Source organism: Pirellulales bacterium (genome assembly GCA_036499395.1).
In the GTDB taxonomy this organism is placed as follows: domain Bacteria; phylum Planctomycetota; class Planctomycetia; order Pirellulales; family JACPPG01; genus JACPPG01.
In genome coordinates, this window is the sequence record DASYDW010000095.1 from 73,953 (window position 1) to 86,881 (window position 12,929).

Annotated in this window: 9 protein-coding genes; 5 read left to right on the forward strand and 4 right to left on the reverse strand. The window is 61.5% G+C overall.

Features of this window, described 5'->3' with window-relative positions; genetic code table 11:
- Nucleotides 1–24: 24 nt before the first annotated feature.
- Nucleotides 25–2,391 carry an ABC transporter ATP-binding protein gene (locus VGN12_17075; protein HEY4311165.1) on the forward strand — a complete coding sequence of 789 codons (2,367 nt, stop codon included), beginning with the start codon at nt 25–27 and terminating at the stop codon, nt 2,389–2,391.
- A gap of 57 nt (nt 2,392–2,448) precedes the next feature.
- A complete protein-coding gene (locus tag VGN12_17080) occupies nt 2,449–2,952 on the forward strand; it encodes a DUF1854 domain-containing protein (protein HEY4311166.1) in 504 nt (167 codons plus the stop codon).
- 142 nt (nt 2,953–3,094) lie between these two features.
- On the opposite strand, the gene VGN12_17085 is transcribed toward VGN12_17080, so the two are convergent.
- Nucleotides 3,095–3,547 (reverse strand): hypothetical protein, encoded by a 453-nt coding sequence (locus VGN12_17085; GenBank protein HEY4311167.1) that lies wholly within the window; start codon nt 3,545–3,547, stop codon nt 3,095–3,097.
- A 189-nt stretch (nt 3,548–3,736) separates the two neighbouring features.
- On the opposite strand from VGN12_17085, the gene VGN12_17090 reads away from it, so the two are divergent.
- The 3 genes from VGN12_17090 (at nt 3,737) to VGN12_17100 (ending at nt 9,954) form a co-directional block, all read left to right on the forward strand.
- Complete coding sequence (locus VGN12_17090) at nt 3,737–5,221, forward strand: sodium-dependent transporter (GenBank protein HEY4311168.1); 1,485 nt, start codon at nt 3,737–3,739, stop codon at nt 5,219–5,221.
- Between the two features lie 199 nt (nt 5,222–5,420).
- Entirely contained in the window at nt 5,421–7,274 is a 1,854-nt protein-coding gene (gene sppA, locus VGN12_17095) for a signal peptide peptidase SppA (protein ID HEY4311169.1), read from the forward strand.
- Nucleotides 7,275–7,335: 61 nt separating this feature from the next.
- Nucleotides 7,336–9,954 (forward strand): C45 family autoproteolytic acyltransferase/hydrolase, encoded by a 2,619-nt coding sequence (locus tag VGN12_17100; protein ID HEY4311170.1) that lies wholly within the window; start codon nt 7,336–7,338, stop codon nt 9,952–9,954.
- Nucleotides 9,955–10,244: 290 nt separating this feature from the next.
- Here VGN12_17100 and VGN12_17105 read toward each other — a convergent pair whose 3' ends face one another.
- From VGN12_17105 to VGN12_17115, 3 genes are all read right to left on the reverse strand, one after another.
- Entirely contained in the window at nt 10,245–10,646 is a 402-nt protein-coding gene (locus tag VGN12_17105; GenBank protein ID HEY4311171.1) for a metalloregulator ArsR/SmtB family transcription factor, read from the reverse strand.
- 482 nt (nt 10,647–11,128) lie between these two features.
- Entirely contained in the window at nt 11,129–11,452 is a 324-nt protein-coding gene (locus VGN12_17110) for a hypothetical protein (GenBank protein HEY4311172.1), read from the reverse strand.
- Nucleotides 11,453–11,523: 71 nt separating this feature from the next.
- Nucleotides 11,524–12,828, reverse strand: coding sequence for an amidohydrolase (locus VGN12_17115; GenBank protein ID HEY4311173.1), 1,305 nt, complete (start codon nt 12,826–12,828; stop codon nt 11,524–11,526).
- Nucleotides 12,829–12,929 lie beyond the last annotated feature (101 nt).

Consider the following 12,929-nt stretch of genomic DNA (forward strand, 5'->3'; position numbering starts at 1 on the left):
TCCGCACGGATTTAGGGTTTAGAATTGAGCGAGTCGCTTGCCTGCTACACCCCGCCCGCCGCGCCCGGCCTGATGGCCCCTGCCTTGGAGCACACTCCTTTGGACGATGTACCTTTCATCCTGCCAACGCTGCCCGACGCTTGGCGTCGCACGGCCCTGGCTCAACTCGAATCAGGGGAAGTGATCCACGCTTGGTTCACACCCGACCTGGCTAGCCCGTTGCGTTACGGGACGGGCTTGGTGTTGCTGACCGACCGTCGCATCCTGGCGGCCGCGCCGGCACGTGCGCGCGACAACGGCGAAGTGACAACGACCGAGTGGGATAGTTGGCCGCTGAATGACGTCGCCAACGTACGCGCCAGAGAAAAGAGCGGCCTGGGCACCCTCGAGCTTTTGGCTTCCGATCGCCGCCTGGGTCATTGGCGATATACGAATGGGCTGGCGGCAAGCGCCCATGAATTCGTTCGATGCTTCGATGGTGTGCGCCGCGGTTTGCCGCTCGAGAATCTCGAGCCGGATGAAGGCGAAGTAATCGCGCAGCCCGCCGAAGCGCCTGTCAGCACCAAGGCTCTATGGCGTCTGGCGCGTTTCGCTCGGCAACGATGGGGCATGGTCCTGTTGGGATTCGTCCTTACCGTGTCGACCACGACGGCCGGACTGATCCCGACGTATCTAACCGTCCCGTTGCTAGGCGGTTTGAATGAACACTACGAAGAGTTCCGCAAGATCACCGAAGAGCCGCGTCTGACACCGGTCATGCGCGAAAAGGCGCTCGACGCGCTACAGGATCATGACGGCCCGAGTTTTGGCCGGCTGGTGAGCCTGTGCCTGTTGGGAATGGGCGCCTCGGCCGTCGCGGCCTGGCTGCTTGGTTGGGCCCAGGGCGTTGTCATGTCGCGCGTCAGCGAGAGCATCGCGGGAGACCTGCGCAACCAAACCTATGCCCACCTGCACAAGCTGTCGCTCGAATTCTTCGGCGGTAAACGCACCGGCGATCTCATTGCGCGCATTTCCAGCGACACCGATCGCATTTGCAACTTCCTGGCCGATAACGTTGTCGACTTCGCCAGCGACATTTTGTTTCTCATTGGCATGTCGGTCATTTTGTTTACCTGGGACCCGGTCCTGGCCTTGGCGGGCCTATTGCCGCTGCCGCTGGTCGGCTGGTTGGTTTACTACGTTCGCGGGCAGTTGCAACACGGCTTCACGCGCGGCGGCCGCGCTTGGTCCGAGATGACCAACGTTCTGGCCGATACGATCCCGGGCATCCGCGTCGTCAAGGCGTTCGCCCAAGAGAATCGCGAAACCGACCGCTTCGTCCGCGCGAACGATCGCGTGGTTCACGCCAATAATCGCGTCAACATGGTATGGGCATTCTTCTGGCCGCTGGTGCTGTTTTTGAATACCGGCGGGCTGCTGGTCGTGTGGGCCTTTGGTGCGTGGCGGGTTTTTGATTTCCGCATCGAGCCCCAGTACGTGGCCGGCTTTTACCTGTTCATCATGCGGTTCTACACCCGGCTGGAATCGATGAGCCGGATGTTCTCGATGACGCAACGTGCCGCAGCCAGTTCGCAGCGCATTTTCGAAATCTTGGACCGCGTCCCAAGCGTGCCCGAGCCCGCGGTCCCCGTTCACCCGGGGCGTATTCACGGTGAGATTGAGTTGCGCGGCATCGGGTTCCGCTATGGCAATCGCCAGGTCATCGAGAACGTCGATCTGACGATCGAACCGGGCGAGATGGTCGGCCTGGTCGGACCGAGCGGGTCGGGTAAGAGCACACTGGTGAATCTGGTTTGCCGCTTCTACGACGTGACGCAGGGCTCGGTGTTGGTCGATGGGGTCGACATCCGGCAGTTCCCCGTCTCTGAGTACCGCCAGAACATCGGCATGGTGCTGCAAGATCCGTTCTTGTTCTTCGGCACGATCTTAGAGAACATCGCTTACGGTCGTCCCGACGCTACGCGTGAAGATATCATCGCAGCAGCTCGCGCGGCGAAGGCGCATGAGTTCATCATGCGGCTGCCCGATGGTTATGACTCGCTGGTCGGCGAACGGGGGCAGTCGCTCTCGGGTGGCGAGCGGCAGCGCATCTCGATTGCCCGCGCCATCTTGATCGATCCGAGAATTCTGATTTTGGACGAAGCAACCAGCTCGGTCGATACCGAAACCGAGCGCGAAATTCAGGAAGCGCTCGACAATCTCACGCAAGGTCGTACGACGATCGCGATCGCACATCGTTTGAGTACGCTGCGGCGGGCCAATCGTTTGATCGTGCTCGATCGCGGCCGCATCGTGGAGACCGGGCAGCATCAAGAGCTGGTGCAAACCCCCGGCATGTACGCCCGGTTGCATCGGGCCCAGTTGGCACTGGCGCGGGAAGCGCTCGAATAATGACGCTCGCGCTAAGTGGTAGCCTGAACCTGATGCGGACACGGAGGCGTAGCAATCATGGCAACTGACAAGGATGAGGGCTCTCGCGCTGCGCAGCTCGCCGGGATTTCGCTGCAGTACGACTCGTTCGGCCGCTTGGTGCTAATCGATAGCAATGGCCGTCGTCACGTGGGTGTCGAGCCGATCCGCGCGTTTCCGCTATCCGATGCACAGCGCGGTATTTCGATCTGCAACGTGGAAGGGGTCGAAGTGCTGTGGATCGACGATCTGCAGACGATGCCGGCCGCATCCCGCAAAATGGTTGAAGAAGAGCTCGGTCGGCGGGAATTCATGCCCGTGATCGAGCGCATCGTCAGCGTCTCGTCGAATGCGGATCCTTCGCGGTGGGAAGTTGATACCGATCGCGGCCGGACCGAGTTTCTGCTGAAAAGTGAGGACGACGTGCGGCGCGTTGGCCCGCGCGGCGCGATTCTGCTCGATTCCGCCGGCATGCGTTACATTGTGCCCGATACCAAGAAGCTGGACTCGGCGAGTCGCCGCGTGCTGGAACGGTATCTGTAGGGGCGGGTGGATCGGCGGGTGCCAACACCCTTTTCTCGTTTCGTCTGCGCGCTGTCGTCGCCCCGCCCAGTATAGCGCCCCTCAACCTGTCCTCTCCCCGGAGGGAGAGGGGTTTTAATGGACCGTAGCGATTCTGCTGCGATTAGCTGCTGTTGCGGATTCGCAGGAGTTTTTCCAGGCGCTCGCGTAGCTCTTGCCAGCACTGATCGGCGTTCTGTGGTGCCAGCGATTCGACGGGAAGTGGCGCGGGTTGGCCGGCTGCATCGACTTGCACGAAGCCCATCAGGGCGTCCATCCACGGGCCCTCGTCGCCGGCTAACGGGGTGCCCAGCAGGCCGACCACCAGATACGCGCGGGTCGTGTGCAGGACGATCCCTTGAATCTCGATCATCGAGCCGACAGGGACAGGCCGGTAGCATTCCAGCGAGAGGACACGCCGCAGGAGAAAATTGGCGCCGTCGCCGATCGTTTGGTGGGCCGTGATATAAGCGGCCTCGAGCGCAATGCGCAAGAGCGAGCCTGCGTACAGGGTGTGGTGATGATTCGTATCCACCGGCAGGACCAGCCGGTGCGTGTGGATGACGCCGTCGCTCATAGTTCTTATCTTATAAAAGCCGTTGGGCCGACGTTCAACTATAGTTCGTGCGGTACGTGAGCTGCGTTCGGTTTCCCGATCGCGGGCGAGCTGGCCGCCGAACGTGGTTGCTGCCGAGCGTCTCGGTGATTGAACATTACGGCCGCCCCGGGTTTATCGCCACCGCCGCCTTTAGCGCGATCGGACCGCATGGACGAACAGAAATCTTTCTCCTCGCGCTGGGCGCTATTGTTCGCCATGCTCAGCATGGCCGTCGGAACCGGCAGCATTTGGCGCTTCCCACGCATCGTGGCCAAGAATGGCGGCGGCACGTTTTTGTTGCCCTGGGTGATCTCGCTGTTCGCCTGGAGCATCCCGCTGATCATTCTCGAGTTCGCGCTGGGGCGCGGGATGAAGGCCGGACCCTTGGGCTCGATCGTGCGGCTGATCGGGCCACGGTTCGCATGGATGGGGGCCTGGGTCACGCTCGTGGCCGTGGCGATCATGTTCTACTACTCGGTCGTCACCGGCTGGGTGTTGGAATACTTCGTCGTGTCGCTCACCGGCGAGCTGGCCAAGGCCGAGCCGCAACAGTTCTACGATCAGTTCATTGCCGGCCCGTGGCCGCTGGTACTGCATTTCATCAGCATGAGTTTGGCGCTGGGGGTGATCTGGCGCGGCGTCGGCGCCATCGAGCGCGTGACGACGATCCTGCTGCCGAGCCTGTTCTTTTTGATCGTGGCGCTGGCGATTCGCGCAGCGCTGCTGCCAGGGGCCGAGCGCGGCTTGAAGTTCATGTTCACGGTCGACTGGTCGCAATTGGGCAACTACAGCATCTGGCTCGAAGCGCTCACGCAGAACGCCTGGGACACGGGATCTGGTTGGGGGTTGATCACGGTCTATGCCATCTACGTTCGCGCGAAGGACGATAGCAGCGTCAATTGCTTCCTATTGGGGATCGGCAACAACATCGCCTCGCTGCTATCGGGCGTGGCCGTGCTGTGTACGATTTTCGCCATCATGCCGGACGCCGAAAAGCAAATCGTCGGCGCCGGTAACTACGGCCTGACGTTCGTCTGGTTTCCGCAGTTGTTCGCGCAGATGCCGGCCGGCGGGCTGTTCATGATTTTCTTTTTCGCGGCGCTCTTCATGGCGGCGTTCATGTCGCTGATCTCGATGGTTGAGCTGGCGGTGCGCGGCCTGCAGGATCTGGGGATCACGCGCAATAGGTCCTTGCTGATCGCCGGCGGCATCGGTCTGCTGGGCGGCGTGCCGAGCGCAGTGAGCCTAGACTTTCTCGCCAATCAGGATTGGGTGTGGGCGAACGCCTTGATCCCCAGCGGCCTAATGTTCGGCTATGTCGCGGTGAAATATGGCTTAGAGGAATTTCGCCACCGCTACGTGAACCTGGCATGCAATCAGATCACGATCGGCCGGTGGTGGTCGTTCGCCATTTGGGTGCTAGTTCCCGTACAGGGGGTGGTGCTGATGGTGTGGTTCTTCTGGCAGACATTTCCCGGTGCGACCTCGGCCAGTGGCGAGTCGTTAGCCATGACTGCTCGCGCGATCGAATGGCTGCGGCCCGACCGGGTCGAGAATGTCGGCACGGTGCTGGCTCAATGGGCCGTCTTGCTCACCGTGCTATGGGCTGCAAATCGTTGGATGGGGCGTAGCGCCGCCGAACAGCCGTCGTAAGCTCGCCCACTTCCGTGCGCATGCACTGGCCGGAGCAAGGTTTTCGCCGTGGTGCCAGCGGCGGGGCTCCTGCCACTGGGGCGAGAAACCTATAATAAACTGCACGCTTTGGCGAACAGTCTGCCGAGGCGTAACGATGCCTCGCAGCCGACTCGTCGCACATCGCGCGACCCCCTTCATCGCCAGAGGAGAGCACTCGATGCGTTCCTGCTTATTCCTGATTGCTTTGTATGCGTCGTCACTCGCGCTTGCCGGCCCTGCCGCTGCGGCCGATGGCAAGAAGGATGCGAAAGCCAAGTCAGTGGTGGCCGTGTTCCGCCTGCGCGGTCCCATCGTGGAGACACCTGCCGAAGAAAACTTCCTGATGGGCACCAGTCATTCGGTCACGCTGCAGAGCCTGATCGAGCGACTGACGAAAGCCCGCGAGGACGAGAATGTGAAGGCGGTGGTGATTTCTCTGGATGGTACCAGCGTGACATTGGCCCAAGCCGAAGAGATTCGTCAACGGATGGCTGACATTCGCGCGGCCAGCAAGGACGTCTGCCTGTTTGCCGAAGGACTCACGATGCAGGATTACGTTTTGGCGGCCGGCGCCAGCGAAATCTCGGTCGTGCCGACCGGCGATCTATGGCTCACCGGGTACTACGCCGAAAGCCCCTACCTGCGCGGATTGCTCGACAAGATCGGCGTCACGCCGGATTTCCTACACTGCGGCGATTACAAGAGCGCCTCGGAAACCTTCATGCGCGACGGACCGAGTCCGCAAGCCGAGGAGATGCAGAACTGGCTGATGGACAGCAGCTATCAAACGACGATCAAGCTGATTGCCCAGGGACGCAACGTCGACGAGGCAAAGGTCCGGGGCTGGATCGACGGTGGGCCTTACACGTCGGGCAAAGCGCTCGAGCTGGGCATCATCGACCGTGTGCAACAACGACACGACCTGGAAGCATCGCTCAAAGTGCGCTTTGGCGACAACGTCAAGTTCGACCACAAGTACGGGGCCAAGGCGGCCGGGCAGATCGATTTCTCCTCGCCGATGGGGATCATGAACTTCTACGCCGAATTGCTCGGCGGCGGCAAGAAAAAGAAATCGACCAAGGAAGCGATCGCGATCGTCAACGTCGAGGGGGCGATCGTGCTGGGCGCGGCCGATGCCAGCCCGCTGAGCTTCGGGGGCAAATCGGCCGGAAGCACGCCGATTCGCAAAGCTCTCGATGACGCGGCAAACGACGATTCGGTAAAGGCCGTGGTGCTGCGCGTTGATTCGCCTGGCGGATCGGCCACGGCCAGCGACATCATCTTGGCCGCTGCTAAGCGTGTGAAAGGCAAGAAGCCGGTCGTTGTCTCGATGGGCAATGTCGCGGCCAGTGGCGGCTATTACGTTGCCTGCGGCACGGATGTGATCTATGCCGACGACAGCACCATCACGGGCTCAATCGGTGTCGTGGGGGGCAAGCTCGCCACGTTGGGACTATGGAACAAGGTCGGCATCAACTGGAAAGCCTACGGCCGCGGCGAAAACTCCGCCATCATGAGCACGTCGCATCCATTCACGGAGGCGCAGCGAACACGCATGCAGGCCTGGATGGACGATATCTACGGTGTCTTTAAAGGGCACGTCGTCGCGGTCCGCGGCGAGAAGCTCAAGAAACCGATCGACGAATTAGCCGGCGGACGCGTTTATACCGGCCGGCAGGCGCTGGATCTGGGCCTGGTCGATCGAATCGGCACGCTCAGCGATGCCATCCACGAGGCCGCGGCGCAAGCTAAAATTGAGAAGTACGAAGTACGGCTGCTGCCCGAGCCGAAATCCTTCATCCAGACGCTCTTGGGGAGCGCCATGGGGGAAGACGACGATGAGTCGAATGGCGTGTCGTTGTCGACGCTGATGTCGGCGCGGACTTCACCCTTGCTCGATGCCGTGCTTCCCTACCTGCGCCAACTGGATGGGCAGCGACTGCAAGCCGTGACGACGGCGATCGGTCGGCTGGAGTTGATTCATCGGGAAGGGGTCGCGCTGATGATGCCCGAGATCGTCGTCCGACCTTAAGCGTTTAGCCGATCGTCGAGATTGTTCCGCGGTGCCACGACGGAGCGTGCGGTAGTGCGCCGTGGGCAAGTACGATCCGAACTTCGTCAAAGGAGACGTCATGCCGAGGATTCCGTTACGGATCGTGCTGGTGGGAATCGTGGCGAGCCTGGGGCTTGCTCGACCGATGTTGGGAGCCGAAGCGACCGTGGTCGCGGCGAATTCCTCGATCGAGCGAAAGCCGCTGCCCAGTGCGACCGCGTTTCGGCCCGATCCGGCGTCCGTCGTGCGTTATGGACCGGCCTACCGCTATCCGCAGGCGGGCTGGATCGTTTTGCACATCGAAGGAGCGCCCTATGAACGCGGCGTTCAGCATGGCCGACTGCTGGCAGCCGAGATCGCCGATTCGATCAAGAAGCGAGCGATTTGCCGCAGTCCTAAATCTCCTGCCGAAGCCTGGCGCGATGTGCGCACGCTGGTCAATGCGCTCTTTCTGCGTCGCTACGACGCGGAATACCTGGAAGAGATGAAGGGCATCGCCGACGGCGCCGCCGCGGCCGGCGCGAAGTACGACGATCGACCGGTCGACCTGATCGACATCGTGACGCTCAACTCGGACATGGAGGTTGCGTATTTGGCCCCCGGGGTCCACGCCACGGCCACGGGGTTGGACGATGAAACGTATCATCAGCCGATCAGCACCGAGCGGCCACATGCCGCCGAGGAACATTGCAGTGCCTTTGCCGCCACGGCTCCGGCCACGGCCGATGGCGACATCATCTTTGGGCACATCACGATGTGCAGCCTGTCCGATGCGCATCATTACAACGTCTGGCTCGATCTGAAGCCGCAGGCCGGACATCGCATCGTCATGCAGAGTTATCCCGGCGGCATCATGAGCGGCCTGGATTATTACATCAATAGCGCCGGCATCCTGGTGCTGGAAACGACCATTCGCCAGACCGATTTCGATATCACAGGTCAGGCCCTCGCTTCGCGGATTCGCCAGGCCGTGCAGTATGCCGATTCGATCGATAAGGCGATCAAGATCCTTTCCACGGCCAACAACGGGCTGTACTCGAACGAATGGATGCTGGCCGACATCAACACGGGCGAGATCGCGATGTTCGAACTCGGAACGCACAACAGCAAACTGTGGCGCAGCAGCCGTAACGAGTGGCCCGGCGGGACGCGCGGATTCTATTGGGGCTGCAATAACGCCAAAGATATGGACGTGCGTAAGGAATCGTTGCCGACCCTGAGCGGCAAGCCGGGGAACCTGGTCTTGCATCCCACGGATCGCGATCGGGCGTGGCTGCGATTATTTCGTGAACATCAAGGGAAGCTGAAAACCGACTTCGGATTCGAGGCGTTCACCACGGCACCATTGGCGGGCTTTCCCTCGTGCGATGCCAAGTTCACCACCACGAAGCTGGCCAAGGAATTGAAAAGCTGGGCGCTGTTCGGTCCGCCGCTGGGACGCGCCTGGACGCCCACCGAAGAAGATCGCGAGCATTGCCCTGGCTTGCAGCCGCTGCTGAGCAACGACTGGGCACTTGTGTCGATGGACGTTGTCGGCACTGCGCCGGCAGAGCCACCCACCCTGGCTGACAGTGCACCGTTCCCTGAAGAGAAGGAAGATCGGTTTGAGAAGCCGGTTTCACTTTCGGCCGCTTGGCGCGGCACGCTGTTGCCAAAGACCGACGCCGACACCTGGCTGGCGGCCGGACACGCCGGATACGAGCGCATCGTGGCACTCGAAAAGGCGCTGAAATCGGCAGCTAAGGGAGAAGCTCTCGACCGTGCGGCGCAGGATCACCTCGACGTGGCGCACTTCATCCGTCGCTCGCAGTGGCTGACCGGCGTGGCGCGGCTGGGGCACGACGTACCGCTAGCTGACACGCGATTCGATTGGGAGACCGATAGCTGGTATCACATCGCGGCCGGTAAGGGGGTCATGCTACTGGTCGCGTTGCGGCACGAACTGGAGGCCGAGACCTTTGACAAACTTATGGACGATTTCGGCCAGGCGCATGCTGGCCAGGAAGTAACCAGCGGCGAATTCCGCGCCGCCGCCGAGAAGGCCTGCGGCCGATCGCTCGATTCGTTCTTCGCGCCTTGGCTGACGGGAACTCGCAGCTCGACAAGCGCTGGCGAAGGAATTTGGTCGATTGATTCGTTTGAAGAGGAGCCCGAGCAGTCGCTGATTGTGTACGGCACGCTTGCGGACCGGGCCGCGCAGCGCGAAGCGGCCGACCTGCTGGCGCGTAAGATCGCCCGTCGCTGGGGCAATGTGTTGATCACTATCAAAAGCGATCAAGAAGTCAGCGACGCGGATTTGAAGAATCACCATCTGTTGTTGATCGGCCGGCCGGCGACCAACGCCGTGACCGCACGCGTAGCGGCGGCGCTGCCGGTGAAATTCCAGGCCGGGTCGTTCGAACTGCGGGGTGAGACGTATGCCGACGCGCGCTCGGCAGTGATCGCCGCGGGCACGAACCCGCAGAATCCGCGCTATTCGGTTGTGGCCTACGCAGGCCTGGGGGCTGACGCGACGACTACGGCGATCAGTGCGCTGCCGGACGACGATTCGTACAGTGCGCAGGTCATGCTGTTCCCGGCGCACAAACGCTCGCGCCGCCAGTGTGTGACTTCGCCGACTCTGAGCATCGACGGTGGGTCGGCCAAGAGTTCGCAATAGCTTTTGCGGCGGCAGTGAGAGTTGCGCGGCGCTTGGTTCGCTAGACATGCTTATCCGCGTGCCGCGGAAAAAGCATGGCACCGCGCCGAAAGGTAGGGCACCCCGGCGATAAGGCATCGCACCCTGGCAAGGGAACTTGTTTAGACCCAAGGGCGCTTACTCCTACCTGCGCGGGTGATGACCCCAAATGTCGCGGCCGCAATCGCAGAAAGCGTCGACAGTAGGTTGCGCCAGCACTGCTATTTATTTCCCGATAGATCAAACGCCGCGCAGTGAGGAGTAAGCACGGCTTATGCCATCGTTCCCGAGGGGGCGTAGCTCAGTACGTAGTCTTCGAAGCGGATCCGGCGCTCGTCCTTGGGCACGCTGGCGAAGAACATATCCAGCAGTGTTTCGAAGCGGTCGGGCAGCAAGTGATAGAAGTTGTGCTTCCCTTCGCGCCGCGATTCGATCAGTCCGGCCACGCGCAATAGCGCCAGGTGATGGCTGACCGCCGGTTGGCTTTGCGCCAACAGGTCGCACAACGCCCGCACGTGCAGCTCGGGCTGCTGCGTCAGGTACAGGAGCACGCGCAAGCGCGTCTCGTCCGAGAGCAGCTTGAAAACCTTGACGAGGTCCTTAACGATCGGATCCGGTACGCGCGGCAAATGCGGCCGGGTGCTGGTGGGCGATTCGGCCAGGTTACTGATCATAGTTTTCTTCCGAGTGCTATCGTTTGGGGAACGCTTGGCGTTTCCGTTCACCGTCGAACCTTTCCAAAAGCGGACACGGCAGCGTCGAACACGTGCGGCGCATACCAGCAATGCCCGTTGCCATCAAAGCGCGCAACGTCAGCGCGAAGGCAAACCTCGCGCGCCGCGACAATGCAGCTCTCGCGCGCAGCGAAAATGCAGCAATGCATGCGCAAAACCATGAGGACGCTTTAACAATTGTTCGACGAAACCGAACGAAGGGATTGTCATTCAGACAGTTGCCGGAGCGAACCGCAGAACGCGGTCGTTGATACTGCTCGCTCCCGATTTCCGGCGAACTGCCGTACGACAGGCCCTCATTGTACTGAGACCTGGCGAGGGCGAAAAGCATTTTCGGAGGGATTTTATCGACGTTTCTGGAGTTTCTCGCGGAACGCTTCGCTAGCGGTAAATCGCGTCGCGTCGGACCGATTTCATGGGCCTCATTCGTGCATCGAGTGTCGCGAGCCGCCAGGCGCGATGCCCCGCTGCCTCCAGATTCCATGACCGAGAAAGCCGAGAAACGCGAATACAAACGTTCCGATCACGAGTGCCACGGCCCGCACCGAGCCGAAATGATCGCGCATCAAGATCAGGGCCGGCGGTTCGTCACTTTTCACCGGACGCCTCTCAACCGGCTGATCAGCGTCGGTCGGACGGCGGGTTTCCTCGGCCCACTCGCGCCACGCCGCCACCGATGCGGGGTCGCCCAGTTGGGCAACGACCATGTCGCGACCGTATTGCAAACCCCACAGAATGGCGGTCATCGTCGCTACGTAAGCGAGTGCCCAGAGTGCAATCGCACGGAATCGAGAGGGGCTACCGGCTTGCATCAGATTCACTTCTTTGCGGGGAGCAAATCAATTGCCGCCGATGCCATGGCCGTGACGCCTGTGATCAGCGTCTCGTCAGCATCGGGATAGTACAAGGGAGAGTGCAGCGACGGCGGGGCCTGCTCGACACGCTTCAGCCCGGCCAGCCGCTTCGCATCGACCGAACCGAGCTGGAACATGAAGATCGGCACGCCGACGCGACCGTACTCGCTGTAATCCTCGCCCCCCATCGAAGCTTCGGACGGCACGACCTTGTCCTCGCCCAGCACGCGTTTGAGCACCGGCACAATGCGTTCGACCAGTTGCGGCTCGTTGTACATGGCCGGCGTTCCCTCGGAGACGGCGATTGTGGGCTCGGGCGCGCCGGCACTACTGGCCGCGGCCAGCGCCTTGCGTCGAATCGCGGCCAGCAGTTGCTTGCGTACTTCATCGCTGAAGCTACGCACCGTGATTTGCAAGTGGCAACTATCGCCAATCACGTTGTGCTTTGCACCGCCGTGAACCGAACCGACGGTGATCACGGCCGGTTCCGTAGGCTTCACTTCGCGACTGACGATCGTTTGCAGGTCTAGAATGAGGTGTGCCGCCTGGACGATCGGATCGATCGTGACATGCGGATATGCGCCATGCCCGGCGCGACCGCGCATCGTGACATCAACGCTGTCGACGTTGGCCAGCGTATAGCCTGAGTGATAACCGACGGCGCCGGCCGGCAGATTTGCGTCGACATGCAAGGCCAGCGAATAGTCAGGCTTGAAAAAGCGATCGAAGCATCCATCCTTGATCATGCGGCCGGCGCCCGAGCCACGCTCCTCGGCCGGCTGGCAAAGGAACATGATGGTGCCACTCCAGCGATCGCGGTTGGCCGCCAAATATTGCGCCACGCCGATCAAACTGGTCATGTGAATGTCATGGCCGCAGGCGTGCATTACGCCAACCTCATTGCCACTGTCATCCTTCACCTTCTTGGTCGAGGCGTACGCCAGTTGCGTGTTTTCGACGACGGGCAGCGCGTCCATGTCGGCGCGGATCATCAGCCGTGGTCCGGTCCCGTTTTCCATAATGCCCACGACGCCGAATCCGCCGATGCCGGTTGTCACCTTGGCCCCCGCCGCGCGCAAGGCCTCGGCCATGGTCTCGGCCGTTTGCTGTTCGTGAAAGGATAATTCCGGCGCCTGGTGCAATTGCCGGTAGAAACGCACCAGCTCTTCCAGATGACTGCGCGCCCATGGCGCCGGTTCGACGGCGTGCGCGGATCCAGCAAACAGCAGCGCTGCGAGCAGAGGCAATATGACTCGGCGAAAGGCCATGATGAACCCCGCAATAAAATCTGTGAAGCCGACGCACGCCACGGCCAATCGTTCGTCGGCCAAAGAACTTGGCCGTCATTCGACGGCGCGCCCACGCGACA